This is a genomic window from Streptomyces sp. NPDC088725 (genome assembly GCF_044751305.1).
Classification (GTDB): Bacteria; Actinomycetota; Actinomycetes; order Streptomycetales; family Streptomycetaceae; genus Streptomyces.
The window spans coordinates 488,394-513,677 of the sequence record NZ_JBIVLO010000006.1 but is presented as its reverse complement, the minus strand read 5'-3'; the positions used below and the strand labels follow the sequence as shown (position 1 = coordinate 513,677).

The following is a 25,284-nucleotide window of genomic DNA, read 5'->3' as shown; positions in this document are numbered from 1 at the left end:
CATATCTGGCGTTGATTTTTGGCACGCTGTTGAGTTCTCAAGGAACGGACGCTTCCTTCGGTTCCCTCTCGGGCCCCTCCGGGCTTTCCCTTCGGCATTTCGTGTTTCAAACTCTAGCAGGCCTTTTCCTCTTCCCTGACCACCGTCTCGCAAACATGCGGAACCACGGACCAGGATCAAATCGAGGCTTGTTAGTTGCCGCTCACCCCCGACTTGAAGTCGTACTGGGGTGAAGCAGGTGTACGACACTACATCTCGCCCACTGGCTCAGGCAAATCGTTCCGGTGCGTCCCTACGCCTGCCAACCGGCAGCTCTGGTGCGGAACCGTCACTTCTTATGACTTACGCTTCTGAACAGCACGCCGTCCCATCACAGGCAGTGACGGGGCCCGTAACTCCGCCCCTTGGGAGGCTCCCATGACCAACGTGACAGCTCCACTGCCCGGACGCGTGATCGGCCTTGCCGCCGTTCCCGACCCGGTCTTCTCCGGCGCGATGGTGGGCCCAGGCACGGCCATCGACCCCGTACGTGAGCCGTCGGAGGCCGTTTCCCCGGTCGACGGCATCGTGGTCTCTCTTCACCCGCACGCCTTTGTCGTGGTCGACGCCGACGGTCACGGAGTGCTCACGCACCTGGGGATCGACACGGTGCAGCTGAACGGTGAGGGTTTCGAACTGCTCGTGAACAAGGGCGACACCGTCACGCGCGGTCAGAGCGTCGTGCGCTGGGACCCCGCGGCCGTCGAGGCGGCCGGCAAGTCCCCGGTGTGCCCGATCGTGGCGCTCGAAGCCACGGCGGACTCGCTCTCCGAGGTCCGTGAGGACGGCGACGTCAAGGCCGGGGACACCCTCTTCGGCTGGCAGTAAGCCGTCACCACGGACCAGCACCAGGAGCACATTCATTCGCGGCGGACGGATCGCCGCACAAGCGGAGACGGGTGAGATGGAGACAACGCTGCGAGGCGTCGGCGTCAGCCACGGTGTGGCGGTCGGCGAGGTCCGCCACATGGGGACCGCCGTGCTCGAGCCGTCGGCCGGGCAGATCCCGGAGGAAGAGTCGGAGCGCGAGCGGGAGCGCGCCCGCCAGGCCGTCGAGGAGGTCGCCGCGGACTTGAACACGCGCGGCGACCTGGCCGGGGGCGAGGCGCAGGCCGTGCTCGAAGCGCAGGCCATGATGGCTCAGGACCCTGAGCTGATGGCCGACGTCGAGCGGCGCATCGACGGCGGCAGCACGGCCGAGCGCGGCGTGTACGACGCGTTCGCCTCGTACCGGACGCTGCTCGCGGGTGCCGGTGAGTACATGGCGGGACGGGTCGCCGACCTGGACGACGTGCGGAACCGCATCGTCGCGCGGCTGATGGGCGTTCCGATGCCCGGCGTGCCGGACAGCGACACGCCGTACGTACTGATCGCCCGTGATCTCGCGCCCGCCGACACGGCGTTGCTCGATCCGGCCCTGGTGCTCGGCTTCGTGACCGAGGAGGGCGGCCCGACGAGTCACAGCGCGATCCTGGCGCGTGCGCTCGGGGTGCCCGCCGTGGTGGCGCTGCCGAACGCCGGCACGCTGGCCGAGGGCACCGTCGTCGCGGTGGACGGCGGTACCGGCGAGGTGTTCGTCGAGCCGAGCGCGGAGAAGCGCGCGGAGCTGGAGGCCGCCGCGGCGGAGCGTGAGGCCGCGCTGGCCGGGTCCTCCGGGCCCGGCTCGACGTCGGACGGGCACAAGGTGCCGCTGCTCGCGAACATCGGCGGTCCTGCGGATGTGCCGGCCGCTCTCGCGGTGGGCGCCGAGGGCGTCGGTCTGTTCCGCACCGAGTTCCTCTTCCTGGACGACAGCAAGCGGGCGCCGTCGGAGGAGAAGCAGGTCGAGGCGTACCGCGCGGTGCTGGAGGCGTTCCCCGAGGGCCGCGTGGTCGTACGGGTGCTGGACGCAGGCGCCGACAAGCCGCTGGAGTTCCTGACACCGGCCGACGAGCCGAACCCCGCGCTGGGTGTTCGGGGTCTGCGGACTCTGCTCGACCACCCTGAGGTGCTGCGGACGCAGCTGACCGCGCTGGCCAAGGCAGCGCACGGGCAGTCCGGTTACCTGGAAGTCATGGCGCCGATGGTGGCCGACCGCACGGACGCGAAGGCGTTCGCCGACGCCTGCCGTGAGGCGGGTCTTGAGGCGAAGGTCGGCGCGATGGTGGAGATTCCGTCCGCCGCGCTGCGGCCGCGGTCGATTCTTCAGGAGGTCGAGTTCCTTTCGCTGGGGACCAACGACCTCGCCCAGTACGCCTTCGCCGCCGACCGTCAGGTGGGCGCCGTCTCGCGGCTGCAGGATCCGTGGCAGCCCGCGCTGCTCGACCTGGTGGCTTCGTCGGCGGACGGGGCGAAGGCCGAGGGCAAGAGCTGTGGTGTGTGTGGTGAGGCTGCCTCCGATCCGCTGCTCGCCTGTGTGCTGACCGGTCTCGGTGTGACGTCGTTGTCCATGGGCGCGGCTTCGATTCCTTATGTGCGGGCGGAGTTGGCGAAGTACACGCTGGCGCAGTGCGAACGTGCCGCTGCCGCCGCGCGGGCCGAGGACACCGCGGAAGGTGCCAGGACGGCTGCGCGGGCCGCGCTTTCCGGCTCGTGACCGTATAGGCGCGCACAGCGCGTGAAGGGGCCTTCCGCCGTCCGGCGGGAGGCCCCTTCCGGCGTCAGTGGTGCGTTCCCGCGTCGTGTGTTCCCGGGTCGTCGACGCCGAGGTCGAAGCCCGCGCGGTAGTCCACGCCTGACTCCGGGGAAAGCGGCTCCCCGGTGTCCGCGTCCGTGCAGTAGGCGTTGAAGACCTCGCCCGCGCTCAGCGGATCGAGCCGCCCCTGATGCAGCCGCCAACCGTGCAGCCGGTCGGGGAGGCCGGGTTCTGTGGTGCGCAGTACCAGTCCGCCGGTGCTCTCCAGCGCGATGCCCGCGGCGAGCACGGTGGCGAACTCCGCGGCCTGGGGCGAGTCGAGTAGTGCGGGCACTCCCCTGGTCCGTTCGGTGTGGAGCGCGGCGAGCAGGTGTTCTTCCACGGCGGGGACGCTGCACACCAGGTGGTGTGTGCCGGGACCCGCCGCTTCGAGGAGGCGCAGCAGGAGGTGGGAGGCGCGCTCGAAGGCGGCGCGTCCGATGTCCTGCCCGCAGTCGGCGCATTCGTCGAGATCGGCGAGGAGGGTCGTCGCGTATTCCCAGGTCGCCTGGCGTGCGGTGGCGTCGATGAGCAGCGGGACGAGGCTGTCGATCGGCTGACCCGTGTATCTGATGACGGCACCGCTGGTGGCGATGCCGGCCGTGAAGCGGCTGCGGCTGGCCGCGGTGTCGGGGTCGAGCCCGGCTTCCGCGCAGTATTCGGCGAACTCCTCGGGGTCGAAGAGGACGACGGAGGTGTGAGTCCCCTCGTCGGCGAGCGATCTCAGCAGCCCTTCGAGCTGCCGCAGGTAGGTGTCGTGGTTGTCGAAGGTGAAGGAGCGGTAGTGCCGCATGGCGGCGAAGTCCCGTTCGTCGGCCAGCAGGCCCACGGTGCTCGGGACTTCGCGGCGCAGTCTGCGCCGGATCGCCTCGGTGTCATCGGGCCGCCCGTGGTGATCAGCCTGCCCGCTGTGGTCGGTGTGCGCCATGATTCCCCCTGAGCGCTGTCGATCAATGCTCACTCACCGTAACCACGGGGTCTGACAACGGGGTCCTGGGCGGCGCGGCCCTCCCCCGTCGGATCAGTGGCGCTCGCGCGCCAGGCGCACGTAGAAGCTGAGCAGTTCCGGGTGGTCGACGGAGCCTGTGTTGACCGCCGTGTCGAGTGCGGCGCCCTGGAGGAGGCGTTTGACCGGGACTTCGAGGCGCTTGCCGGTCAGGGTGTGCGGGATGGCGGGCACGGCGATGATCTCGTCGGGGACATGGCGCGGCGAGAGCTGCTGCCGGATGGTCTGCGTGACGCGTGCGCGCAGGGTGTCGTCGAGCGCGGCGCCTTCCGCGAGGTGGACGAAGAGTGGCATCCAGTAGCCGCCGTCCGGTTCCTCCAGGCCGATGACAAGGGATTCGCGGATTTCGGGGAGCCGTTCGACCGCCTCGTAGATGTCGGCGGATCCCATGCGGACGCCCTGCCGGTTGAGCGTCGAGTCGGAACGGCCGTGGATGACGACGGAGCCCCGGTCGGTGAGGGTGATCCAGTCGCCGTGCCGCCAGACTCCGGGGAACATCTCGAAGTAGCTGTCGCGGTAGCGGCTGCCGTCCGGGTCGTTCCAGAAGCGGATCGGCATGGACGGCATCGGGGCGGTGACGACGAGTTCGCCAACCTCGCCGACGACGGGCTCGCCCTGCGCGTTCCATGCCTGGAGGCTGGTGCCGAGGCAGGCGGCCTGGAGTTCGCCGAGGTGGACGGGGAGCGTGGGGACGGCGCCCGCGAAGCAGCTGCAGACGTCCGTGCCACCGCTGACCGAGGCGATCCAGAGGTCGTCGGCCACCTCGTCGTGGAGCCAGCTGAAACCGTCCGGCGGCAGGGGTGATCCCGTGGTGGCGACGCACTGCACGCGGGAGATGTCGTGGTCGCGCGCGGGGTGCGCGTCCGCCTTGCGGCAGGCCATCACATACGCCGCCGAGGTGCCGAAGAAGGTGGTGCCGGTGCGCTCCACGATGCCCCACTGGGCGTCGACGGCGGGGTAGCCGGGGCTGCCGTCGTACAACACGACCGTCGCGCCGGTGAGCAGGCCGGAGACGAGGAAGTTCCACATCATCCAGCCGGTGGAGGTGTACCAGAAGAACCGGTCCTCCGGGGTGAGGTCGCAGTGCAGGCCGAGCTGTTTGAAGTGCTCCAGCAGGATGCCGCCCTGGGACTGGACGATGGCTTTGGGCAGGCCGGTCGTGCCGGAGGAGTAGAGGACCCACAACGGGTGGGCGAAGGGGACCTGTTCGAAGACCGGCTCGGTGTCCGCGGCGGTGAGGGCGGACCAGTCGAGCGCGCCTTCCGGTGCCGGGGTGCCGAGGAGCGGGATGTGGACGACGGCGCGCAGGGTGGGCAGTTCGCGGCGGAGTTCCGCGACGGTCTCCGTACGGTCGTGTTCCTTGCCGCCGTAGCGGTAGCCGTCGACGGTGAACAGCACGACCGGCTCGACCTGTTGGAAGCGGTCCAGGACGCTGCGGGCCCCGAAGTCGGGGGCGCAGGACGTCCAGACGGCGCCGACGGCCGCGGTGGCGAGGAGGGCGGTGACGGCCTGCGGGATGTTGGGGAGATACCCGCTGACGCGGTCGCCCGGGCGCACGCCGAGGGCGCGCAACTGCTCGGCCAGTGAGCCCACTTGGCGGCGCAGTTCGGTCCAGCTGACGGGGGTGGTCTCGGCCGTCTCGTCCACGTGCAGGAGCGCCGGTTCGTGTGCGCGGGCCGGGTCCTCGGCGCTGCGCAGGGCGTGTTCCGCGTAGTTGAGGGTGGCGCCGGGGAACCACTCGGCGCCGGGCATGGCGCGTGCGCCGAGTACCCGTTCGTACGGGGTGGAGAAGCGGACGCCGAACCAGTCGGCGATCGCGGCCCAGAACGTGTCGAGGTGGTCGACCGACCAGCGGTGCAGCGCCGCGTAGCCGCCTTCGGCCGGGGCGTCGTACCGTTCGGCCGCCCAGGCCTGGAAGCGGGTGACGCTCGCGGCGGCGATGCGCTCCGGGCCCGGCTGCCAGAGGAGGGCGGGGCTGGCTGCTGCGGTCATGGGGCGGCTCCCGTGCTGGCTCGACGCGTCGTGTGCGTGCGGTCGCGCGCACGTGCGGGGTGTGCGCGTGACGCGGCTGACACGGACGATGCCATGTGATCGTCGTTCGCACCAGGCACCGGCGCCGGTGACCGGCAGCGTGTGAGGGGGGTCCGGGGGAGGTGAACGGGAGCTGAACGGAGCCCGCGTAGCCTGGGCCGGATGGCAGGCTGAGCAGCATGGACGGTCGTGAACTGGTGCGTTCGATGAGAGTGGTCGGCTCGATACAGGGGTTCCGCGCCGCGCGGTCGGCCTGGCGGCAGCGGCGCGCCGACGCCGGGGAGCCGGCGCGGCGGGGTCCTGAGCGCGCCCGGGTGCCCGGTCCTGTGAGTGGGGCGGAACCGCTGCCCGGCGGGGGCACCGTACGGTTCGCGCGTGCGCGGCTGCGGCTGTGCGTGACGGTGAACGGCGCGGTCTTCTGGGGGTGGGACGGCGCGGAGCCGCTGCCGTCGTACGCGCTGGACGGCGCGCCGCCCGAGCCGGATCCGCGGGCCTGCCTTGAGCCCGACACGGACGGCGGCTGGCGGGTGGTGTCGGAGCGGGTGACGGTGGCGGTGTCCCGGCACGGCGCGGTCGAGGTGCGTACGCCGGGCGGGGTCGTGCTGCGCCGGGAGCTGCCGCCGCGCTGGTGGGAGCCGGTCGCGGGCGGTCGCGCGCGCTGGGTGCAGCGCAGCCAGGTGCCCGCCGACGCGCGGTTCTTCGGTCTGGGCGGGCGTGCGGGCGGGTTGAGGCTGCGGGACGGCACGTACCGGTTGTGGAACAGCGATCCCGGCAAGGGGTCCGGGGCCATCGGCGACGCGCCGAGTCTGACGATGCCGGTGCAGGTGGTGGTGGCGGACGCGGGTACGCATCTGGCTTTCCACGACAACGCGTGGGACGGCGGGTTGACCCTCCGGGAGGGCGAGGAGGGTGAGGGCTCGGGGCACGACCGGCCCGGTACGGCCGAGTTGCGGATGGACGGCGGCCCGCTGCGCTGCTGGGTGGTGGTCGGTACGCCGGCGCGCGTGCTGCACGGCTGGACGGCGCTCACGGGTGCGCCGACGCCACCGCCGTCCTGGGCTCTCGGCCCGCAGCACGCCCGGTCGGGTTCCGGCGGTGTGCGTGAGGTGCGGCGGACCGTTGCCGGTTACCGGGAGCACGGGCTGCCGCTGTCGGGGCTGCATCTGGGCACCGGTCATCAGGACGCGCCGACGGCCGGCCGGGACGGTTTCACCGATCTTCCGGAGCTGGCGGGGGAGTTGTGCACGGACGGGATCCGGCTGGTCTCGGCCGTCGGTCCCGCGGTACGGGCGGAGCCGGGGAACGCGGTCTACGCCGAAGGACAGGCCGCCGACGCCTTCGTACGCGATGTGCGGGGCCATGAGGTGCGCGGGCGTCAGACGCACAGGGGTCGGACCCGCGGGGCATCGCGGTCCGGGGAGTACGCCTATCCGGACTTCACCGATCCGGCGGTGCGCGCGTGGTGGGGCGGTCTGTACGAGGAGCGTCTCGCGCGGGGCTTCGCGGGGGTCTGGCACGATGCCAACGAGCCCGTGGCGTTCGCGCCGTTCGGCGCCTCGACGCTGCCGCGCTCGGCCAGGCACCGGCTGGACGGGCGCGGCGGCGATCACCGTGAGGCCCACAATGTGTACGGTCTCGCGATGGCGAGAGCCGGGTTCGAGGGACTACGCCAACTGCGCCCCGAAGAGCGGCCGTTCGTCCTCGCGCGCTCCGGCTGGGCCGGTTCGCAGCGGTACGGCGGTGCCTGGTCGGGCGGGGTGCCGGAGGGCTGGCCGGCGCTGCGGGCCGCACTGGCGCTGGTGCTGGGGCTCGGTCTGTGCGGGGTGCCGTACTCGGGTCCCGACGTGGGCGGCTGCGACGGCGCTCTTTCGCCGGAGCTGTATCTGCGGTGGTGCCAACTGGCCTCTTATCTCCCGCTGTTCCGTACGCACGCGAGGACCGGCGCGGGCCCCGGGGAGCCCTGGGAGTTCGGCGGCGACGTACTCGGACACGCGCGGACCGCGCTGGTCGAACGGGAGCGGCTGCGGCCGTACTTGGTGACGCTGGCGCAGTTGGCGCGGCTGACGGGGGCGCCGTACGCGCGTCCGCTGTGGTGGGGCGCTCCCGAGGACAGGTCGCTGCGTGACTGCGAGGACTCGTTCCTGCTGGGTGACGCGCTGCTGGTCGCGCCGGTACTGGAGCGCGGGGCGGAGAGGCGTGCGGTGCGGCTGCCGCGCGGGCGGTGGTACGACACGCTCACGGAGACGGCGTACGAGGGCCCCGGGCCGGTGGTGCTGGACGCGCCGCTGTCGCGGATTCCGGTGCTCGCCAGGGCGGGTGCGGTGATTCCGGTCCGCGGCGAGGACGGCGGCCTCGAACTGGAGGCGTGGGCCCCGGCGGCCGGGCGTACCGGTGGCGGCCTGGTGGTCAGGGATCCGGGTGACGGCTGGGAGCATGCGGAGGTCGAGCGGTACACGTCACGGCTCGCGGACGGCGAGGTCCGGGTGACGCGGGTGACGGCCGGCCGCTCGGTGGAGCCGGGGTGGCCGGTACGGGTACGGGGTGCCGGACGCTGACCCGCACCGGTGCGCGTGCGGCGACGTGAGGCGCATGAGGTCCGCGCCGGGATCAGCCGGTCAGCCGCGCGCGTCGGGCCGGCCCGGCCAGTCCAGCGGCTCCGGCCAGGCGTGGAACGGCAGCAACTCCCGGAGTGTGGCTGACTCGTGGCGCCCGAGGACGACTTCCGTGTCGATGTTGGCCGGGTCCAGCTGCCGGATGAACTCCCGGCAGCGACCGCACGGGGGCAGGACGTGCAGCGCTCCTTCGTCGCTTCGCCAGACCGCGACGATCTTGGCTATGCGGTACTCACCGGCCGTGACCATGGCGGCGATCGCGGCGTGTTCGGCGCAGAACCCCGTGCCGCAGCCGGTGTCGACGCACACGCCTCCGTGGAGGTTGCCGTCCTCGGTGAGGAGGGTGCTCGCGACGTTGCCGAAGAGCCGGCCGCCGACGGCGTGCGGGTTCAGCAGGTCGTCGGCGTGGGCGATGAGTGCGTCGTGGCTCAGCTCGGTCATCAGCGCTTCCTTGTCGGTCAGTCGGTGTAACGGCCCGCGAACCAGGCACGTACCGCTTCGGTGTGCAATGGAAACGTCAACTCGGCGGGCGCGCGCAGGAGATGCCAGCCCTCGGTCTCGTCGGTGGGCTCGGAGACGGGCAGTTGGCCGGCCGGGCGCTCCGGCAGCAGGCCGAAGAGCAGCAGATGACCGTCGGGTGAGCTGAGCGCGTCGGCCAGCCGTACGTCCTCGGCGCGTGCCTCGATCCCGGTCTCCTCGTGCAACTCCCGTACGACCGCGTGCCGCCAGTCCTCGGTGTGGTCGACGAAGCCGCCTGGAAGCGCGACACCGCCGCGCTGTGGCTCGATGGTGCGGGTGATGACCACGAGGGCGGTGCCCTGCTCGTCGGTCACGGGCAGCAGGGCGACGCCCACCGGCAGGGGGTTGAGGTAGGCGGTGGCACCGCAGGCCGCGCAGGTGCGGGGCCAGGACGCGGACACCGTGTAGGGCGTACCGCAGCTGTCGCAGTGCGAGTGGGGAACGGGCTTCTTACGGGGCTCGGACACGCACGGACTGTATCTCTTGCGTTCTCTTCGGCCGTCCGGAATTCCCGCCGCCGGATTCGCCGCCACCCGAAGAGTGGTAGACGGTGTGTTCATGACACGACTCATGACTGGACCCGCGACGCGCCGCACGACACAACCCGCGGCCCGCCTCGGCTCCCTGCTCCGCGCGTCCGCCGCCACCGCCGCCGCGCTCCTCGCCGTCACCGTCACCGCTCCCGCCGCCCACGCCGCCCCGGAGCCCCGCGCGCCGCAGGAGTTCGTGGCGCTGCGGACGGTGGCGCCGACGATCATCCAGGAGATGCGCTACATCACGCCGCACGACTTCATGGGCGAACCGGTGGACGGCTATCAGCAGCCGCTGTGCATCGTCACCCGTCCCACAGCCCTGGCCCTGCGCCGTGCCCAGGCGACACTGCTGCGGCAGGGCTACTCGCTCAAGGTGTACGACTGCTACCGGCCTCAGCGGGCCGTCGACCACTTCGTACGGTGGGCCAAGGATCTCCAGGACGAGGTGATGAAGCCCGAGTTCTATCCCCGGGTCGACAAGTCACGGCTGTTCGAGGACGGTTATATCGCGGAGAAGTCCGGGCACAGCAGGGGCAGTACGGTGGATCTGACGATCGTGAAGCTGCCCGCGCTGCCGACGCCGCCGTACGTGCCCGGCCAGCGGCTCGCGCCGTGCTACGGGCCGAAGTCCGAGCGTTTCCCGGACAATTCCGTGGACATGGGCACCGGCTTCGACTGTTTCGACACGCTGGCGCACACCGACGATCCCCGGATCCAGGGCGTTCAGCGGGCTAACCGGCAGTTCCTGAAGAAGACGCTGGCCGATGTCGGATTCACCAACCTGCCTGAGGAATGGTGGCACTTCACGTACACACCGGAGACCTTCCCGGACAGCTACTTCGACTTCCCGGTCGCCCGGCGCTCGGTCACGGGACACTGACGGGCCGCGCGCCCGGGAGGCTTCGAGGACGGGCGGCCGGGACCACCCCCGTGGGCTCCGGCCACCCGTCTCTGCCACACAGACGCTCGCGCACCCGTTCCCGGTTCTCCTCCGAGCGGCTACGGTGCCCCTATGGCGCAGCAACCACCTGAACGGCCGACCGCGAAACAGGCGTCAGTGTCCCCGTCCACCGGGCCCCTGCCGTCCGAGTCGCAGGCATCCGAGTCGCAGTTGTCCGAGCCACAGGCATCCGAGCCACAGCCGACCGAGCCGCCGGCATTCGAGTCGTACGAGGAGTTCTGGCCGTACTACGTCGCGATGCACTCCCGGGCCGCGACCCGCTGGATCCATCTGACCGGCACACTCACCGGGCTCGCGATCAGCGCGTACGGGCTGGCGCGCGGCCGCAAGCGGTATCTCGCGGCGCTGCCGCTGATCGGCTACGGGACGGCGTGGCCCGCCCATTTCCTGATCGAGAAGAACAATCCCGCTTCCTTCGGTCATCCGGCCTGGTCGCTGCGGGGCGATGTGGAGATGATCCGGATGATGCTGGCGGGCCGGGACCGGGAGTTGGCGGATACCGCCGCCAAGTGGCTCGCGGAGCACCCGCGCTGAGGCGCGGTCCGGGCCGCCGTGCCCGGACCGCCGCAGACACACGGCCCGTACCCCCGTCGGTGGGGGTACGGGCCGTGTTCCGTACCGATGTGCCGCGACCCGCCTGTCAGTTGACGGCGTGCTCGCGCTTCGCCGCCGCCCGCTTCATGGCGTGCTCGACCACCGACACCAGAACTTCCTTGACGGACTCGCGCTCGCGCGCGTCGCACATCACCAGCGGGACCTCTTCGTCGAGGTCGAGCGCGGAGCGTACGGTCTCGCCCGGGAAACGCTCGGCGCCTTCGAAGCAGTTGACGGCGACGCAGAACGGGATGCCGCGCCGTTCGAAGTAGTCGACCGCCGCGAAGGAGTCGGCGAGACGCCGGGTGTCCGCCAGGACGATCGCTCCCAGGGCTCCCTGGGCCAGTTCGTCCCAGAGGAACCAGAAGCGGTCCTGGCCCGGCGTGCCGAAGACGTACAGCACCAGGTCCTCGCGCAGCGTGATCCTGCCGAAGTCCATGGCGACGGTGGTGGTCGTCTTCCTCTCGACACCGTCGACGTCGTCGACGGGACGGCCGACCTCGCTCAGCACCTCTTCCGTACGGAGCGGCTTTATCTCGCTCACCGCGCCTACCAGGGTGGTCTTGCCCACCCCGAATCCGCCCGCGACCAGGATTTTCAGCGTCACCGGATCGACCGGCGTCTGCCTGCGGCTAGAGCGCCCGAAGACCATTGATCACCTCGCGGAGAATGTTCACGTCCGGCAGTTCTGCCGGCGGAACGGGACGGGTTACGTGGACCAGTTCGTCGTCGAGGAGGTCGCCGACCAGGACCCTGACCACCCCTACGGGGAGATCGAGACCGGCCGCCAACTCGGCGATTGACTGGGGGGTTTCGAAGCAGCGTTCCACGATCTCCACATGTTCCGGGGAGAGCGTCTGATCGCGTCCGGGGTCGTCGGCCGCCGCTTCGGGGACGACGACGGCGATCAGGTCGAGCTGATGACGGGACGTGCTGCTGGTACGGCCGCGCGTCATCGCGTACGGGCGCACCACCGGTCCGGCTTCGCCGTCGAACCAGTGCTGCGGATCCTCACCCGTATCACTCATGCCGGCCCACTCATCCTCCGGCGGGCAGACCGGTCCGCGGTGCGGTGGCGAGGTGCGCCCCGACCCGCTTGACCATGAGCGTCATCTCGTAGGCGACCTGCCCGACGTCGGAATCAGCGTCCGACAGGACGGCGAGGCAACTGCCGTCGCCCGCCGCTGTGATGAAGAGGAAGGCGTCTTCCAGTTCGACGACGGTCTGGCGGACGCCACCGGCGTCGAAGTGCCTGCCGACGCCTTTGGCGAGGCTGTGGAAGCCGGAGGCTACGGCCGCCAAGTGCTCGCCGTCCTCGCGGGTCAGGTCTCGGGACGCGCCTTTGGCGAGTCCGTCGCCGGAGAGCACCAGCGCCTTGCGGATGCTGGCGACCCGGTCGACGAGTTCGTCGAGGAGCCAGTTCAGTTCTCCGTGTGCGTCGGGGTCGGTGGCGTTACGTGCTGCGTTCGGTGCGGTCATCGACCGTCCCCCTCCGATGTGGTTCCTTGTGTCTCGCCGGAGCCGGTGGTGTCGTCGGCGTCATTCTGCCGACGTCCGCGCTGCCAGCCGCGTTGGAGCGAAGCCATGCGGTTGCGTACTTCGTCCGCGTCACGTTCTGTGTCGTTGCGCCCGGTGGGTGCGGGTCCCGCGGAGCGGTCCGAGCCCTCCCTCAGCTGAGGGGCGAGGCTGGCCTGCCTGACCCGGCGGGGCAGCCCGCCGAGTGCGGACGCGGCCTCGTTGGCCAGGGCCGCGTCCTGTGAGGAGGGTCCGCGCGGCGCGGTCCGCCCGGCGTCCGGGGCGGACCGTTCGGTGTCCCGAACCGACCTGCCCCCACCCTGAGTTGCCCGGTCAGCGTCCGGCGCTGTCCCGTCGGCGTCCTGCGCCGGGTGGGCGCGGCCCTCTTCGTCCACCCTCCTGCCGCGGTCCGCGACCAGTGTCGGGGGCCTGCGGCGCGGCAGTTGCGAGGGTCCCGCCGGACGCGCCGGGTCGGAGGCCTGCTGATGCTGGTCGTGGCTGTCCCGCGCGGGCTCGGCGGGGCCGCCGCGCGCCCACTCGCGCCGGTCGTCCCGCGCTTCGCGGATGCCGTCGCGGGTGATCAGCCGTGCGCCCGTCCCGTCGGGACCCGGTCCCGCGTGGCCGGATCCGCCGGAGCGGGAGCCGGAGTGGCGGGAGTCGGAGCTGCCGGAGCCGGAGTCGGACGGGTCGTGGCTGGCGTCGCGGAGGCGGTCGCGGGCGCGGAAGATCCCGCTGCGCCTGCTCAGCTTGTCGTCGATGTCCCCGGGCCGCACGATGTCGTCGTCTTCTCCGGACATCTCCGCGTCCTCCGTTCCGGGAAGTCCGACGGGCGGTTCGAGTTCGACGGGTCCGTCGATCACGGTGGTCTCGGCTTCCGCCGATACCTGAGCCAGCGTGCCCCGGCCCCCGCCGTCCACGCGCCCTCGTCCACGCTCCGGCGCCTTCTTGCGGTCGAGGCGGAAGCCGGCGCCCTGGGTCTCCGGGGCGTCGGTGAGCAGGGCGGCGGGAAGGAAGATGACGGCGGTGGTCCCGCCGTACGGGGAGGGCTGGAGGGAGACCCGTACGTTCTGCCGCTGCGCGAGACGGCTGACCACGAAGAGGCCGAGCCTGTCGGTGTCGGACAGTTCGAACTCGGGCGTCTCCGCCAGGCGGAGGTTGGCGTCGAGCAGCATCTCCGGTGCCATGCCGAGACCGCGGTCGTGGATCTCCAGCGTGAAGCCGTTGGCGACCCGCTCGCCGTGCACGTGCACCGCGGTGTGCGGCGGCGAGAACATCGTCGCGTTCTCGAGCAGTTCGGCGATGAGGTGGGTGAGGTCGGAGACGGCGGGGCCGCCGACTCCCAGGCGCGGCAGCCTGCGCACCTCGATGCGCTCGTAGTCCTCGACCTCGGCGACGGCGGCGCGCACGACGTCCATCAGCTGGACGGGCTTGCGCCACTGCCGGGACGCGGCGGCTCCGGAGAGGATCACCAGACCTTCCGCGTGACGGCGCATGCGGGTGGTGAGGTGGTCGAGGCGGAAGAGGTCCGCCAGTTCCTCGGTGTCCTCCGTGCGGCGCTCCATGGTGTCGAGGAGCGTGAGCTGACGGTGCAGCAGGACCTGGTTGCGGCGCGCGAGGTTCACGAACACCTCGGAGACTCCGCGCCTCAGCCCTGCCTGCTTGACGGCCGCTTCCACGGCGGCGCGCTGGAGGGTGTTGAGCGCCTGGCCGACCTGGCCGACCTCATCCCGTTCGTATTCGAGCCGCGGTGCCTCGGTCTCCACGTCGACCTGCTCGCCCGCCGCGAGCCTGCGTATCACGCTCGGGAGCCGCACGCCGGAGACCTCCTGGGCCTCCTTGCGCAGCTGGGACAGGTCTCGTATCAGGTCGCGCCCGACGCGTACGGACACGATCACGGAGACCAGCAGCGCGACGAACCCCAGCACGCCGGCGACCCGCACGCGCAGCAGAACGCTGCTGGTGGGGGGCTCGATGTGCTTCTTGAAGAGGCCGTGACCCTTCGTGCTTCCCTCGGCAAGGTGGTGCAGGACGGGAGCGGTGATCTTCTCCCAGCGCTCCGCGGTGGTCGTCTTCGGATTCAGGACGGGCCCGGCCGCGATGAGACGGTTCTCCACGTCACGCAGCGCCTCGGTATCGGGACCGCGCCAGTAATTCCCGATTTCCGCCTGGGCCTCGGGCGGCATCGACGGCGTATACGTGTCGTAGAGGAATTCGCGTCCGGCGACCAGGCTGGTGATGACGCGGATCTCGTCGGCCGTGACCCGGCCGGCTATCAGCGCGGAGTTCACGAGGGCCTCCTCGCGGGAGACCATCTCCTGCGCACGGTCGAGTCCGATCAGCGCGCGGCCCCTGTTGTCGAGGTCCACGTCCGCCTCGCCCTGCACGGTCTCCAGGAAGTTCTCCGCGGGGACGATCACGCGGTTGTAGAGGTTCAAGCCCTGGGTCGCCGAGGAGACGCTGTGCTCGTCCACGGAGACGCGCAGCGGGCGAAGACCGCTCAGCGCGTCCGAGAGGGTGGCCATGCGGGACGTCATGTCGTCCGACATCGCGTCCCGGACTCGGGACTCCTCGGCCCGGGCCTTGAGCCGTGTCACGGCCCGGTCGGTGACGTCGCGGCGTTCGCGGAGCGTGGCGAACGCGCCCGCGGGCCGTGGATCCGACAGATAGACAAGGGTCTGACGGCGCTCGGCCTGAACGCTCCGGATCGTTTCCGCCACCGGGTCGCTGGTCCGGTCCATGACGTGCTGCACGTCGAGGAGCCTGAGGGCCTGGCCACCCGTGATCGTGGTGGCGAACCCCCAGAGCGCGGTGAGGGAGACGAGCGGCACGAGCAGCAGCGCCACGATCTTCCGGCGGATGGACTTCCCGCGAAAGCGCATGGCCTCCCCCAGCTCGATCCCCCGCCTCGTGCGGGGGATACATCGTCAACAAACGGCGCGAGCCTACTACTGCCAGATCACCAACTCGAAGATGTGTCCGGATGTTTTTCGACTCCCGCACACTTCCGATCATGAGTTGTGGTGGTATCCCACGAGATGCCTCCGCCTCAGCCGCACGCACGCGAGCACGTTGACGACTGGCCGATTCGCACGGTCGGCTGAAAATGTTCGCTCTGCGCCTGGGCGAGGAATCTTTCCACGACATCATTCGTCGTGGCGGGCGGGACCGAAGGGGTGCGCCGGGGCGGGCCGGAGCGTGGAGCGGCGCACGCGAGGCGCTCAGCCCCTCGGCAGGGACGGCGGTGGGGAGTGACGGGTCCATGAATACGGATGAACGCGGTGGTTGGGCGTCGGCCGGCGGGTTCGCGGGGGTTCCGCGAGGGCTCTGGGTCGAGGAGCCCGCGGTGAGATACCGGATGCCTGATCCGGTCAGAAAAGTAGCCGTGCGAGCGGTGATCATCATGTCGGTGACACTGGTTCAGGCCATGGTCGCGTTCCTCAGCACACTGGCCGGTTCCTGGCTGGCGTTTCCCATGGTGATCAGCAGCGTGGTCTCGACGGTGCTGGCGACGTGGAGCGTGCTGGACGTATGGGTCACCCGTCAGGTGTGGAACCAGCGGCACGGCGTGGTGTCCGTACCGAGCAGCACGGCACGGCAGTTGCGCAAGGAGCGCCGCAGGGCGAGGCGCGCGGTGCGGCGGGCGCAGCGCGACGAGTTGCGCGGCGGGGCGCGCGTACGGACGGGTGGCACACGCGGGGTGCGCGGGCGCGCACGGCGACGGGGTACGACGGCGAACAGGCTGTCCGGGGTGTGACGGTCCTGGCGCGACGAAGCCCCGCCAACCCCCTTCGGGTTGGCGGGGCTTCGTCGTACCGAAGCGCGCGGGGCACGACGTCAGCCGGTGAGGAACGCACCGTCCTTGACACCTGCCACGAAGGAAGCGAAGGCCCCGGCGAGGACGTTCAGTGCCGGGCCGCTCGGATTCTTGGAGTCGCGGACGGGGACGATGCCGCGCGTGAGGACGAGGTTGGCGGCGACCTCGACGCAGTCGCCGCCGTTGCTGCTGTACGACGCCGTGAAGAACTGCGGTTCTGTCACGAGGTGCCCTCGGTACCAAGCGCGCTGTCCTTGACGCTCGCCACGAAGGAAGCGAACGCACCGGCAGGGACGTTCAGGACCGGGCCGCTCAGGTTCTTGGAGTCACGGACGGGAACCACGCCACGCGAGGCGACGAGGTTGGCAGCGACCTCAACGCAGCTGCCGCCGTTGCTGCTATAGGAGGACTTGAACCAGCGGGGGGAATCGGTCGTGGTCGTCACAGACTTCCCTTTCGTAACTGATTGATCATGGCCACGGATGCCGCCTGCGACAGCGATTCGGCCTGTAGTTGATGGTAGGCCGTCAACATGGGCTGCACGAGCCGCATATCGCGCTCCAGGTGCCCTTGCTGCGCGGACTCGGCGTAGACGATCACTGACCGGTCGGGCAGCGTCAGCAAGTTCACCGGCAGGTCGAATGCCCGCCGTTCACCGAGATCGTATGGAGCCACTTGCAGGACCGTGGTGGGCAGCTCGGCGAACTCAGCAAGGTGGTCCAATTGTGCCACCATGACTCTGTGGCCGCCCACCAGCCGCCGAAGGCAACTCTCGTCCAGTACGGCGTGGACCAGTGGTGCGGGGGTCCGCCCTATGGCCGCCTGCCGCCGCGCGAGAAGAGCCAACCGCTCCTCTGCCTGCTGCTCCGTGATCGCTCCCCGCCGCACAGCGCCCGTTGTGATGGCGGCGGCATACTCCGGGGTCTGGAGCAACCCGGGGACGATACCCAATTCAAAGATCCTGATCTCTGCCGCACGCACTTCATGCGCGACGTACTCCGGAAACCCCTCCAGCAGCGCGGTGTGGCGTGCGGCTCGGCCTTGGCGTTCGAGCCGGTCGCCGGTTCCGAACACCTTGTCAGCGGTGTTCGCGAAGCGGGCAGTTGGGGACCGACGGCCAGTTTCAACAGCCGAAATATGCGTCCCGGAGTAACCCATCCGTTCCGCCAGGTCATCCTGCGTCCAGCCGCGCTCGTCCCGCAACCTGCGCAGACGCTCTCCGAAGGCCGCTACCGGCGAACTCTCGGGATCCAACTCTTTGCGGTTCAACGGTCACCTTCCAACTCTCCGCGCAAAAGGTGCAAGTTGAAGACTGCCCGATCCTGAGCCAGGCTGCAACTCCTGGTAGCGAAATGACCACGGAGAGGAGCGGGTCATGCCCAGCGCAACCCCGGCCACCACAAACCTCGCCCGGCATCGGTTCGCCCGCGGATCAACAGTTCAGCACTGGGGCGTCTTGTTCATACCGCCCGAGCCCCAACTCCCGGGCTCATACGCCCCACTGACACACGAAGTGATGGAGCGGGTCCTCAAAGGATTGCGGAGGTTGTCCGATGACCAGTGAAGCGCGCGGAATCTTGTCCGGCCTGAGCGAGGCGTTCGGAGCGGATGGCAAGCTGCGGGTCCCGAAGGCCGCGCCGGGGATAGAGGGTGCGGAGATCCTCCACTGGTCGGTCCTCGACTGGCCCCCGTGCGAGTGCGGCAGCCCGAAGTGCCCCGACGCCAAGGCGCCCGCCACGCCCACCACGCCTGCCGAGGACGGTGAGGAACCCGTACAGGAAACCGAGCAGCCGGACCCGGACGAAAGCCCGACCATGCGGAAGATCCGCGAACAGATGCGGCGGGAAGACAAGTTGAAGCGCAGGGGTGGTTACTGATGCGGGACGTCAGAATTCCCCGCGCCTTTGCCGAACCCCGTCACATCGCGATCGGAGCGGTCGTCTTCGACAGCGACATCGAGATGCCGGGCAGAGTGCGGGACGTCGTGGGCGACTACGTAGACCTGGAGCGCCCCACCGGACGCGTGTGGCGCGTGGGATTCAAGCGGCTCCGCCCGGCCACCCCATGGGAACGCCGACAGTTGGCCGCCATCGGCGACCTGCACACGCAACAGCAGAAAGGCCTGGTGTGGCCCGCTCCCGCCGCTCCCGTACGGGCACGGCGCCAACTCCGTACTTCGGCCGTAACGTTCCCACCCCGCCGAAGGCCGCATAACCCGTGACCGCCGACGCACACCGGACGCGCCCCACTCGAACCGAGTTGGAGCGCGTCGGGGCGGAGGGAGCCACACCCTTCTGGCGCGACGCTCCCTGTGACGGGATCGGCTTCATGTCTCTGGTGTCCGCGACTGCTGGCGGCCACCTCGGCATTGGTCTGGTGATCCTCGGGGCCATGGTGGTCACCTGCGTCGTGTTCGTCGCCGTCTTCCGTCGGCACACCTGAGGCGTGGCCCCACCGCCGGACGGTACGGCAGGATCACCGTCCACAAGTGCCACCTTCACCCCGGTGCCGGCCCGATCCATCGGTCACCCGGACCCAAAATCCCACCGCTCACTAGGATTTCACCATGATCCGGGACGGTGAATCAATGCGCGGCGGTCTGTCGACCGTACGCCGTGAAGGCGAGACCATCCTCAGGCCCTGGCGTGTCTGGACCCCGTCGGTGCGGGAACTGCTGCGCCACCTGGAACAGGTGGGATTCGTCGGCGCACCGCGCGCGCTGGGGGACGGTCCCGTGGACGGCCACGAAGTGGTGTCGCTGCTGCGCGGCGAGGTCGGGCTGTACCCGTGGCCGCGCGCTCTCCTCGCGGACGACGGCGTCACCGCGCTCGGACGATGGCTGCGCGACTACCACGAGGCCGTACGCGACTTCCGCCCCTCGCCGGAGGCCGTCTGGTGTGACCCGGACGCCCGCTGGCGTCCCGGGCTGATCATGCGCCACGGCGACCTGACGAGCTGGAACTCGGTCTGGGCGGACGACCGCTTGGTGGGCCTCATCGACTGGGACCTGGCCATCCCCGGCGACGCATTGGACGACCTCGCGCAACTGGCCTGGTACAGCGCGCCGTTGCGGCTTCCGGACCGTCAGCGCAAGGTCGGCTACGGCGAGACCGGCGCCCCGTTGGCACGACGGCTGCGGCTGCTGTGCGACGCCTACGGCGCGGACCCCTCCGACGTGTTGGACGCGCTGGCGCGGTTGCAGCGCGACGAGACCGAGCGCATCGCGCGCCTGGGCCCGCTCGGCGCGGACCCCTGGGCGGCGTTCCTGCGGCAGGACTTCATCCCGGACATCGAGGAGGAACGCGCGTGGGCACTGGCCCGGCGCGAGGAACTCCTCGGCCGAGCCTGACGCGACCCGGCCGGACCCTGCGGCGGGGTGACGCGACGGCTCGACGGCTCGATGTGAGCCTTCCGGCGGATCACGGCGACGTGCAGACCTGGGCCGGCGCGACGCCCCGGTACCCATTTGCGACGAACCCACTTCGGCGCTCGACCCGCTCGCCGAGGAAGCCGTCTACCAATGCATCCGCACCCTGAGCGCCCGCCGCACCGTCATCCTCATCACACACCGCCTCGGCTCCACCCTGAGCGCCGACCGCATCATCGTCCTCGACCACGTACGCCTCACCGAAGAAGGCGACCACGAGACGCTCCTCCAACAGGACGACACGTACGCAACAGTGTGGCGCGCACAAGCGGAGACATACGCCTCGCTGTGATGTCTTTCCATCAGTTCGTGTCGAGATCCGTCCCCCGGGAGACCTCTTCCCACTCGGTGAGCCCGGCCTGCACGGAGTGCAGGTGTGCGGTCAGGGAGTCGACCGCGTCGCTGCCGAGGGCAAGGCGTAGCGGTGTCTTGTCGGCGTCCAGGGCCAGCAGGATCGCGGTCGCGGCCTTCGCGGGGTCGCCGGGTTGGCTGCCGTCGCCGCCCTGCACCATTTGCCGGGTCGCGCCGACCTTCTCCGCGTATGCCGGGTTCTCCTCGGAGAAGTACGCCGCGCCTTTGCCGAACAGGTTTGTACGGAACGCGCCGGGCTCCACGATCAGCACCTTGATACCGAACGGCGCCACCTCGTCGGCCAAGCCCTCCGACAGCTGCTCCAGCGCCGCCTTGGTCGCGCTGTACGCGGAGAATCCGGCGAAAGACAGTTGTCCGCCGACGCTGCTGATGTTCACGATCGCTCCTGTGCCCTGCTCCCTCATCTGCGGCAGCAGTGCCCGGGTCAGACGCGCGGGGCCGAAAACGTGCAGCTCGAACAGATCGCGCAGCTCCTGGTCGGTGGTCTCCTCGAACGCCCCTACCTGGGTGCGGCCGGCATTGTTCACCAGCGCGTCTACCCTGCCGTAGCGGGCCAGGACGTTGGCGGCCACCGCATCGATCTGTTCGCCGTCGGTGATGTCCAGGCTGACCGCCTCGACACGGTGCGGGTACGCGGCAACCAGGTCGTTCAGCGCCTCGGTTCGCCGGGCGGTGCCGATCACCGTGTCACCAGCGGCGACCGCGGCCTCCGCGATGGCCCGACCGAAACCGCTGCTCGCGCCGGTGACCAGCCAGACCTTGGCGTCCTCGCCCATCTTCGTCTCCCTCGTGAGCAACCATTAGGTGCAACCCCGTTGACAGGTCTCATCCTTCGTCAGGAACCGGGTCTGCGTCCAAGACCTGTGGTGATAGCTATGAGTTATGAATGCCCATGGGCGCGACCCGGTGGCGTACGCAGCAATGTGGCGCGCACAGTCGGAGACGCGCCTCGGACGTGAGGTGCCGCAGGAAAGTTTCGCTGCGACCGGATCCCGGTCCGGCGGTGCTGTTCCGGTGGCCCGTCGTACGGTCCGGGGACGGGCCGAGGACATCCGATGGTTCAGCGTCCGGGAAGCCGTTCAGGCCTCAATCACCCGGGGGGTCACCTGTTCGATGGAACATGGTGAACCTGGTCAGTCGTCCGGAGTTGTATTGAGGGCACCGCACGACCAGCACGACCAGTCGCCCGGCAACTCGTAATGCGTGGTCGTCCAAAACCCCTTGGGGTGGCCCTGAATGACGTTGGTTTCCCAGCAGCGCCCGCACTCGAATTCGAAGTCTTCCATCGGATGCCTACGGTTCGGGGATGAGGCGTACGACGGTGATGGTGAGGATCCCGGCCGAGATCACGTAACGGACGATCACGCGGGACACGACGGCCTCCCGCCGCTCTCTGTCCCCGCCGACCGACGTGGAGCCATGACCATAGGGATTGGCCCCGAGAGTGCGTGCCACCGCCGCCCGAAAGCCGCTGGGGGAGGCCAGCTTGCCCAAGGCCTCTTCTGCGACGGGTGCGAAGGCGACCCGGTAGGCGCTCACGCGGCGGCCGACCCGAGTCCGGCAGCCTGCTGCTCGGCACGCAGGAGGATGTCAACGCGGTCGAGGTCGTCGCCCGGGATCACCTCCAGGGCCCACCGGCGGATCAGCCGGCCGACCATCCCCGGCGGAGCGGCCGCGATCTCCTCATCGAACGCGACCCGCTGCTCCTCCGGGAGCGTCGCCCGGACGTCTTTGACGGTGAGCGGCACGAGATACCGCTCACCGTGCACGGTCACGGCGACGGGCCCGTTGACGTCGCGGAGGTGTGGTACGCGATCGAGTTCGGCGAACCCGGCGTTCTGCGCCTGGATCCGCTGAACAGCGTCCTCTTCCTCGGGGTCGTACGGCAGGGGGTCCACCATGAGCCGCTCCTTCACTCTGCGTACGGACGAGACTACCGGCCGCACGCAACCGCTCCACCCCGTACGGCACAAACGCGCCCTCGCGGGTGCTCAAACGTCCGATGCCCGCAGCGTCGCACGACACCGACTCACCCCGTTGTGGTGACCTTCCTCGGCTAGCTGAGAGCTGGTGCAACAGCGATGCGGCGGCCTTGGCGTGGTCATGTGGCATCGAATCATTCAGCGGCTGTACGCAGATCACCTCGACATCGGGCGCGCACGCCTTCACCACATGCCCCACGCCGGTGGCCAGCGCGCCGCCGCCGAGAGCGATCAGGACGGTGTCGAACGACGTCGCGGAGTCCACCAGTTCCAGGCCGATGGTCGCCGCGCCCTCGCAGTTCTCGATGTCCAGGCTGTCCTCGACCAGCCGGATGCTGTGGCACCGCGCGATGGCCGCCGCCCGCTCGCGAGCCAACCCGTGATCGCCGTCGACCAGTTCCAGCCTGGCGCCCAACGCGCGGATGCGATCAAGCTTGGCCACTGTCGCGAAGCGGGACGCCACCACGATGACGTCGAGCCCCCGGCCGCGACCGGACCAAGCGAGGGCTTGGCCGAGGTTGCCCGCGCTGGCGCACACCACGGCCGGCGAGCCATTGCCGACGAGCAGGCTCGCGACTACCTCGGCGCCTCGGGCCTTGAAGCTGCGGACCGGGTTCGCCGTTTCGAGCTTGATGCTCACCTCGCACCCGAGGCCGGGCTCCAGCGCCTCCCAGCGGTACAGCGGGGAGTTGAGGAAAACCGGGTCGATCACCTGGCGAGCCGCCCGGATCCGAGTTGTGTCGAGACGTGTCTGCCGCACAGCACAACAACGTAGTGCCGACGGCACTGTTCCATCGAGTAATTGTCCATTCCCACAGGCCGGTTGAGCTTGATCAGGCTGCGTGGGCTTCGGGGCATTCGACGAGGTGGCCTCGTTCCCAGCACGCCTCGGCTCGGAGGAGGGCGACGAGATGGTGCGCGTTCACGGATCGCCGGCGTTCCTGGGCCGGGCGCAGCGACGGCCTCAGGGCGCGATCTTCTCGGCAACGGGGAGGTAGTCGACGTGCGGCTGTCAATTACGGGAGAGGCCTGAGGACCCAAGGAAACGAGTACCGGATCCGCCGCCCCGCTCACATCCGGTTTGCGACCAGCACGTAGTCGTAGTAGATGAGGTACCCCTCTTCGTCCATCGGGTACTCGTAACTGCTCTCGTTGGCCAGGATCACCTTCAGCTCCGGCAGCCCGTCGAAGCCGGGGTCGTTCTCTTCGATGGTGTGGCCTCGCTCCGCGAGCTGCTCAAAGAGGTCCTCGCTCGGCGTGCGGAAGGCATCGAGCCCATCAAGCACCACCCGCACGTCGGCGTCCTCGTTCGTGAACCGCCACAACTCAACGCCGCTCAACGCTCCCGAGGTAAACCCGAGCACGACGCCCAGCCCGGACTCGTCGTTCGACAGCTGGATCTGCCCGGGCACCGGGTCGCTCGACACGGTCCGGAACAGCCCCCAATCCCGCACCGCGTCCCGCGCTTCCTCAACCGACATGCCCAGCCGGAAACGCGCGACACCGACGTGCGGCAACAGCTCCAGTTCCATTTCGCTCCCAAATCTCATCTTCAGAGCCCCTCTGCGGATCGAGGCTTAGACGGTGATCAGAACGTAGTCGTAATAGAGGGGGTCCCCTTCTTCGTCCACCGGGTAGTCGAAGCTGCTGTGATTCGCGAAGCGCAGCTTGAGATCCGTGACCTCGTAATATCCGTAATCACTCTCGACCACCTCATGCCCCCGCTCCTCCAGAATCCCCGGCAGATTGTCCGCCGGCGTGCGGAAGACGTCAATACCCTCAAGGAGAAAGGCAATATCTTCAGCCTCGTCCTGGAAGCGCCACACCTCAATACCGGTCAACAGTTCTTGCTCCTCCAGCTCAAAGATGAGCACAAGCTGGACGGTATACGCCTCACTGGCGATAACATACTTGCCCGGCGGGCGCCCACTCTCGGGAGAATGATGAACGCTCCCCCAGGCCCGGGCCTCCGCGACAGCATCGTCAAACGACATACCGAGCCGGAACGCCCCCAAACCGACATGCGGCAACAGCTCGATATCCATCCCGCTGTCTCCCCCCTTGCAAGCCTTTGTTGTGCCATCGGCATCATGCCGAGCGGTTCCTACAATCTGGGAACTTCGCCTTGATGTCGTTGGTGTCCGTCCGCTGGCCTCGGGTGGTGCGGCCTGACCGATCAGCTCTCCTGTTGCCTCTGGTCCGACACGTGCGCCTCAAAGCCATAGCTGGTGCTGCAGAATTCCAGGTGCTCGTCGCGATCCATGCGGATGGCCGGTCCGCGACGTACGGAAAGACGGCGGTGACGCGCTCCTCCGTCCCGCCGTACGAGAACCCCCACCCGACATCACGATGTGCCGGAAGCCCGCGCCGGTGGCTTCGGCCAGAGCGGCGCGGTTCCGGTCGGAGGCCGTGCCGATGCCGCGCGGCAGCGTTCTTCAGATCAGTGGCGATGAGGGCATATGCGAGTGCGACCACGATCCGAAGAATACGGATCAACCGCCCCAATCAACCGCCCGCTTTGCAGCGGAAATCGCAGTAACCCGCACTGGGGCGAGTACCGGATTCGCCGCCCCGCTCACATCAGGTTTGCGACCCGCACGTAGTCGTAGTAGATCGGGTACCCCTCTTCGTCCATCGGATACTCGTAACTGCTCTCGTTGCCCAGGCGCACCTTCAGCTCCGGCAGGCCGTCGAAGCCCCCATCGTCCTCTTCGATGGTGTGGCCCCGCTCCGCAAGCTGTTCCAAGAGGCCCTCGCTCGGCGTGCGGAAGACATCGAGCCCATCAAGCACCACCCGCACGTCGGCGTCCTCGTTCGTGAACCGAAATAGCTCAACGCCGCTCAGTGCTCCCGAGGTAAACCCGAGCACGATGTCCAGCCCGGACTCTTCGTGCAACAGGTTGATCTGCCCGGGCACCGGGTCGCTCGACACGGTCCGGAACAGACCCCACGCCTGCACCGTGTCCCGCGCCTCCTCCACCGACATGCCGAGCCGAAAAAGCTCGACACCGGAATGCGGAAACAACTCCAGTTCCATATTGACTCCCTCAGATATTCACGCCAGCAAGGCGGACTCGTCAATTGCCCATCCCCGCTTCTGAAGCATTGCCTGGAGGGGCTTGTTGTGCTTCAGGCTGTTTACCATTTCCTCGATGTGCTGGTCGTACTTGCCCGGGAACCGCCCCTTGATGTCGTCGATGTCCATACGCATAGCCTGGGTGATGCG

General features: G+C 69.3%; 27 protein-coding genes and 1 pseudogene. 8 read left to right on the top strand and 20 right to left on the bottom strand.

The window, feature by feature from the left end; genetic code table 11:
* Positions 1 to 417: 417 nt before the first annotated feature.
* Together ACIP6N_RS18685 and ptsP are read left to right on the top strand one after the other, a co-directional pair.
* Positions 418 to 867 carry a PTS glucose transporter subunit IIA gene (locus tag ACIP6N_RS18685; protein ID WP_401816858.1) on the top strand — a complete coding sequence of 150 codons (450 nt, stop codon included), beginning with the start codon at positions 418 to 420 and terminating at the stop codon, positions 865 to 867.
* A 76-nt stretch (positions 868 to 943) separates the two neighbouring features.
* Positions 944 to 2,614 (top strand): phosphoenolpyruvate--protein phosphotransferase, encoded by a 1,671-nt coding sequence (ptsP, locus tag ACIP6N_RS18680; protein WP_401816856.1) that lies wholly within the window; start codon positions 944 to 946, stop codon positions 2,612 to 2,614.
* 64 nt (positions 2,615 to 2,678) lie between these two features.
* On the opposite strand, the gene ACIP6N_RS18675 is transcribed toward ptsP, so the two are convergent.
* Both ACIP6N_RS18675 and ACIP6N_RS18670 read right to left on the bottom strand, forming a co-directional pair.
* Positions 2,679 to 3,620, bottom strand: a complete 942-nt coding sequence (locus ACIP6N_RS18675; protein ID WP_401816855.1) for a hypothetical protein — start codon at positions 3,618 to 3,620, stop codon at positions 2,679 to 2,681.
* A gap of 93 nt (positions 3,621 to 3,713) precedes the next feature.
* Positions 3,714 to 5,690: an acetoacetate--CoA ligase gene (locus tag ACIP6N_RS18670; RefSeq protein WP_401816853.1), complete on the bottom strand. Its 1,977-nt coding sequence runs from the start codon at positions 5,688 to 5,690 to the stop codon at positions 3,714 to 3,716.
* A gap of 218 nt (positions 5,691 to 5,908) precedes the next feature.
* Between ACIP6N_RS18670 and ACIP6N_RS18665 the strand changes: the two genes are divergently transcribed.
* Positions 5,909 to 8,284 carry a glycoside hydrolase family 31 protein gene (locus ACIP6N_RS18665; RefSeq protein WP_401816851.1) on the top strand — a complete coding sequence of 792 codons (2,376 nt, stop codon included), beginning with the start codon at positions 5,909 to 5,911 and terminating at the stop codon, positions 8,282 to 8,284.
* Between the two features lie 60 nt (positions 8,285 to 8,344).
* On the opposite strand, the gene ACIP6N_RS18660 is transcribed toward ACIP6N_RS18665, so the two are convergent.
* The gene (locus ACIP6N_RS18660) at positions 8,345 to 8,782 is read right to left on the bottom strand and encodes a cytidine deaminase family protein (protein ID WP_401816849.1); all 438 of its coding nucleotides are present in this window, start codon (positions 8,780 to 8,782) and stop codon (positions 8,345 to 8,347) included.
* A 17-nt stretch (positions 8,783 to 8,799) separates the two neighbouring features.
* Entirely contained in the window at positions 8,800 to 9,420 is a 621-nt protein-coding gene (locus tag ACIP6N_RS18655; protein WP_401816847.1) for an NUDIX domain-containing protein, read from the bottom strand.
* 10 nt (positions 9,421 to 9,430) lie between these two features.
* Between ACIP6N_RS18655 and ACIP6N_RS18650 the strand changes: the two genes are divergently transcribed.
* Entirely contained in the window at positions 9,431 to 10,273 is an 843-nt protein-coding gene (locus ACIP6N_RS18650) for a M15 family metallopeptidase (protein ID WP_401816899.1), read from the top strand.
* Between the two features lie 231 nt (positions 10,274 to 10,504).
* Complete coding sequence (locus ACIP6N_RS18645; protein ID WP_401816897.1) at positions 10,505 to 10,888, top strand: Mpo1-like protein; 384 nt, start codon at positions 10,505 to 10,507, stop codon at positions 10,886 to 10,888.
* A 106-nt stretch (positions 10,889 to 10,994) separates the two neighbouring features.
* Here ACIP6N_RS18645 and ACIP6N_RS18640 read toward each other — a convergent pair whose 3' ends face one another.
* Genes ACIP6N_RS18640 through ACIP6N_RS18625 form a run of 4 tightly spaced genes read right to left on the bottom strand, consistent with a single transcriptional unit; the run spans position 10,995 to position 15,342 of the window.
* The gene (locus ACIP6N_RS18640; protein ID WP_401816846.1) at positions 10,995 to 11,600 is read right to left on the bottom strand and encodes a GTP-binding protein; all 606 of its coding nucleotides are present in this window, start codon (positions 11,598 to 11,600) and stop codon (positions 10,995 to 10,997) included.
* Positions 11,581 to 11,976, bottom strand: coding sequence for a DUF742 domain-containing protein (locus ACIP6N_RS18635; RefSeq protein WP_401816844.1), 396 nt, complete (start codon positions 11,974 to 11,976; stop codon positions 11,581 to 11,583). Before ACIP6N_RS18635 ends, ACIP6N_RS18640 begins: the two co-directional genes overlap by 20 nt.
* Before the next feature lie 10 nt (positions 11,977 to 11,986).
* Positions 11,987 to 12,427 carry a roadblock/LC7 domain-containing protein gene (locus ACIP6N_RS18630; RefSeq protein WP_401816843.1) on the bottom strand — a complete coding sequence of 147 codons (441 nt, stop codon included), beginning with the start codon at positions 12,425 to 12,427 and terminating at the stop codon, positions 11,987 to 11,989.
* Positions 12,424 to 15,342, bottom strand: coding sequence for a nitrate- and nitrite sensing domain-containing protein (locus ACIP6N_RS18625; protein WP_401816842.1), 2,919 nt, complete (start codon positions 15,340 to 15,342; stop codon positions 12,424 to 12,426). The genes ACIP6N_RS18630 and ACIP6N_RS18625 overlap by 4 nt, the downstream gene beginning before the upstream one ends.
* Before the next feature lie 380 nt (positions 15,343 to 15,722).
* Between ACIP6N_RS18625 and ACIP6N_RS18620 the strand changes: the two genes are divergently transcribed.
* A complete protein-coding gene (locus ACIP6N_RS18620; RefSeq protein WP_401816841.1) occupies positions 15,723 to 16,217 on the top strand; it encodes a hypothetical protein in 495 nt (164 codons plus the stop codon).
* A gap of 80 nt (positions 16,218 to 16,297) precedes the next feature.
* On the opposite strand, the gene ACIP6N_RS18615 is transcribed toward ACIP6N_RS18620, so the two are convergent.
* Genes ACIP6N_RS18615 through ACIP6N_RS18605 form a run of 3 tightly spaced genes read right to left on the bottom strand, consistent with a single transcriptional unit; the run spans position 16,298 to position 17,546 of the window.
* Positions 16,298 to 16,501: a DUF397 domain-containing protein gene (locus tag ACIP6N_RS18615; RefSeq protein WP_401816840.1), complete on the bottom strand. Its 204-nt coding sequence runs from the start codon at positions 16,499 to 16,501 to the stop codon at positions 16,298 to 16,300.
* On the bottom strand, positions 16,498 to 16,722 hold the full coding sequence (locus ACIP6N_RS18610; RefSeq protein ID WP_401816838.1) for a DUF397 domain-containing protein: 225 nt from the start codon (positions 16,720 to 16,722) through the stop codon (positions 16,498 to 16,500). Before ACIP6N_RS18610 ends, ACIP6N_RS18615 begins: the two co-directional genes overlap by 4 nt.
* Positions 16,719 to 17,546: a helix-turn-helix transcriptional regulator gene (locus ACIP6N_RS18605; RefSeq protein ID WP_401816836.1), complete on the bottom strand. Its 828-nt coding sequence runs from the start codon at positions 17,544 to 17,546 to the stop codon at positions 16,719 to 16,721. Before ACIP6N_RS18605 ends, ACIP6N_RS18610 begins: the two co-directional genes overlap by 4 nt.
* Positions 17,547 to 17,830: 284 nt before the next feature.
* Here ACIP6N_RS18605 and ACIP6N_RS18600 point away from each other — a divergent pair, with 284 nt between their 5' ends.
* Both ACIP6N_RS18600 and ACIP6N_RS18595 read left to right on the top strand, forming a co-directional pair.
* Complete coding sequence (locus tag ACIP6N_RS18600; protein WP_401816835.1) at positions 17,831 to 18,154, top strand: hypothetical protein; 324 nt, start codon at positions 17,831 to 17,833, stop codon at positions 18,152 to 18,154.
* A 689-nt stretch (positions 18,155 to 18,843) separates the two neighbouring features.
* Positions 18,844 to 19,626 carry a phosphotransferase gene (locus ACIP6N_RS18595; protein WP_401816834.1) on the top strand — a complete coding sequence of 261 codons (783 nt, stop codon included), beginning with the start codon at positions 18,844 to 18,846 and terminating at the stop codon, positions 19,624 to 19,626.
* A gap of 70 nt (positions 19,627 to 19,696) precedes the next feature.
* On the opposite strand, the gene ACIP6N_RS18590 is transcribed toward ACIP6N_RS18595, so the two are convergent.
* From ACIP6N_RS18590 to ACIP6N_RS18550, 9 genes and pseudogenes are all read right to left on the bottom strand, one after another.
* Positions 19,697 to 19,921: a hypothetical protein gene (locus tag ACIP6N_RS18590; RefSeq protein ID WP_401816832.1), complete on the bottom strand. Its 225-nt coding sequence runs from the start codon at positions 19,919 to 19,921 to the stop codon at positions 19,697 to 19,699.
* An 85-nt stretch (positions 19,922 to 20,006) separates the two neighbouring features.
* Positions 20,007 to 20,852, bottom strand: a complete 846-nt coding sequence (locus ACIP6N_RS18585; protein ID WP_401816830.1) for an oxidoreductase — start codon at positions 20,850 to 20,852, stop codon at positions 20,007 to 20,009.
* Positions 20,853 to 21,369: 517 nt separating this feature from the next.
* Complete coding sequence (locus tag ACIP6N_RS18580; protein WP_401816829.1) at positions 21,370 to 21,615, bottom strand: hypothetical protein; 246 nt, start codon at positions 21,613 to 21,615, stop codon at positions 21,370 to 21,372.
* Entirely contained in the window at positions 21,612 to 21,977 is a 366-nt protein-coding gene (locus ACIP6N_RS18575; RefSeq protein ID WP_401816901.1) for a hypothetical protein, read from the bottom strand. Before ACIP6N_RS18575 ends, ACIP6N_RS18580 begins: the two co-directional genes overlap by 4 nt.
* Before the next feature lie 220 nt (positions 21,978 to 22,197).
* Positions 22,198 to 22,818, bottom strand: a pseudogene (locus tag ACIP6N_RS18570) (pyridoxal-phosphate dependent enzyme); the annotation flags it as partial.
* A 310-nt stretch (positions 22,819 to 23,128) separates the two neighbouring features.
* Entirely contained in the window at positions 23,129 to 23,590 is a 462-nt protein-coding gene (locus ACIP6N_RS18565) for a hypothetical protein (protein ID WP_401816827.1), read from the bottom strand.
* Positions 23,591 to 23,635: 45 nt separating this feature from the next.
* Positions 23,636 to 24,103: a hypothetical protein gene (locus ACIP6N_RS18560; protein WP_401816826.1), complete on the bottom strand. Its 468-nt coding sequence runs from the start codon at positions 24,101 to 24,103 to the stop codon at positions 23,636 to 23,638.
* A 530-nt stretch (positions 24,104 to 24,633) separates the two neighbouring features.
* On the bottom strand, positions 24,634 to 25,095 hold the full coding sequence (locus tag ACIP6N_RS18555; protein WP_401816824.1) for a hypothetical protein: 462 nt from the start codon (positions 25,093 to 25,095) through the stop codon (positions 24,634 to 24,636).
* Between the two features lie 18 nt (positions 25,096 to 25,113).
* Positions 25,114 to 25,263: a hypothetical protein gene (locus ACIP6N_RS18550; protein WP_401816822.1), complete on the bottom strand. Its 150-nt coding sequence runs from the start codon at positions 25,261 to 25,263 to the stop codon at positions 25,114 to 25,116.
* Between the last annotated feature and the right edge of the window lie 21 nt (positions 25,264 to 25,284).

Excerpts from the sequence above, each read along its gene's own strand:
- ACIP6N_RS18685 (WP_401816858.1), top strand. The coding sequence starts at position 418 with ATGACCAACGTGACAGCTCCACTGCCCGGACGCGTGATCGGCCTTGCC.
- ptsP (WP_401816856.1), top strand. The coding sequence starts at position 944 with ATGGAGACAACGCTGCGAGGCGTCGGCGTCAGCCACGGTGTGGCGGTC.
- ACIP6N_RS18675 (WP_401816855.1), bottom strand. The coding sequence starts at position 3,620 with ATGGCGCACACCGACCACAGCGGGCAGGCTGATCACCACGGGCGGCCC.
- ACIP6N_RS18670 (WP_401816853.1), bottom strand. The coding sequence starts at position 5,690 with ATGACCGCAGCAGCCAGCCCCGCCCTCCTCTGGCAGCCGGGCCCGGAG.
- ACIP6N_RS18665 (WP_401816851.1), top strand. The coding sequence starts at position 5,909 with ATGGACGGTCGTGAACTGGTGCGTTCGATGAGAGTGGTCGGCTCGATA.
- ACIP6N_RS18660 (WP_401816849.1), bottom strand. The coding sequence starts at position 8,782 with ATGACCGAGCTGAGCCACGACGCACTCATCGCCCACGCCGACGACCTG.
- ACIP6N_RS18655 (WP_401816847.1), bottom strand. The coding sequence starts at position 9,420 with ATGAACACACCGTCTACCACTCTTCGGGTGGCGGCGAATCCGGCGGCG.
- ACIP6N_RS18650 (WP_401816899.1), top strand. The coding sequence starts at position 9,431 with ATGACTGGACCCGCGACGCGCCGCACGACACAACCCGCGGCCCGCCTC.
- ACIP6N_RS18640 (WP_401816846.1), bottom strand. The coding sequence starts at position 11,600 with ATGGTCTTCGGGCGCTCTAGCCGCAGGCAGACGCCGGTCGATCCGGTG.
- ACIP6N_RS18635 (WP_401816844.1), bottom strand. The coding sequence starts at position 11,976 with ATGAGTGATACGGGTGAGGATCCGCAGCACTGGTTCGACGGCGAAGCC.
- ACIP6N_RS18630 (WP_401816843.1), bottom strand. The coding sequence starts at position 12,427 with ATGACCGCACCGAACGCAGCACGTAACGCCACCGACCCCGACGCACAC.
- ACIP6N_RS18625 (WP_401816842.1), bottom strand. The coding sequence starts at position 15,342 with ATGCGCTTTCGCGGGAAGTCCATCCGCCGGAAGATCGTGGCGCTGCTG.
- ACIP6N_RS18620 (WP_401816841.1), top strand. The coding sequence starts at position 15,723 with ATGAATACGGATGAACGCGGTGGTTGGGCGTCGGCCGGCGGGTTCGCG.
- ACIP6N_RS18600 (WP_401816835.1), top strand. The coding sequence starts at position 17,831 with ATGACCAGTGAAGCGCGCGGAATCTTGTCCGGCCTGAGCGAGGCGTTC.
- ACIP6N_RS18595 (WP_401816834.1), top strand. The coding sequence starts at position 18,844 with ATGATCCGGGACGGTGAATCAATGCGCGGCGGTCTGTCGACCGTACGC.
- ACIP6N_RS18585 (WP_401816830.1), bottom strand. The coding sequence starts at position 20,852 with ATGGGCGAGGACGCCAAGGTCTGGCTGGTCACCGGCGCGAGCAGCGGT.
- ACIP6N_RS18575 (WP_401816901.1), bottom strand. The coding sequence starts at position 21,977 with ATGGTGGACCCCCTGCCGTACGACCCCGAGGAAGAGGACGCTGTTCAG.
- ACIP6N_RS18565 (WP_401816827.1), bottom strand. The coding sequence starts at position 23,590 with ATGGAACTGGAGCTGTTGCCGCACGTCGGTGTCGCGCGTTTCCGGCTG.
- ACIP6N_RS18560 (WP_401816826.1), bottom strand. The coding sequence starts at position 24,103 with ATGGATATCGAGCTGTTGCCGCATGTCGGTTTGGGGGCGTTCCGGCTC.
- ACIP6N_RS18555 (WP_401816824.1), bottom strand. The coding sequence starts at position 25,095 with ATGGAACTGGAGTTGTTTCCGCATTCCGGTGTCGAGCTTTTTCGGCTC.
- ACIP6N_RS18550 (WP_401816822.1), bottom strand. The coding sequence starts at position 25,263 with ATGGACATCGACGACATCAAGGGGCGGTTCCCGGGCAAGTACGACCAG.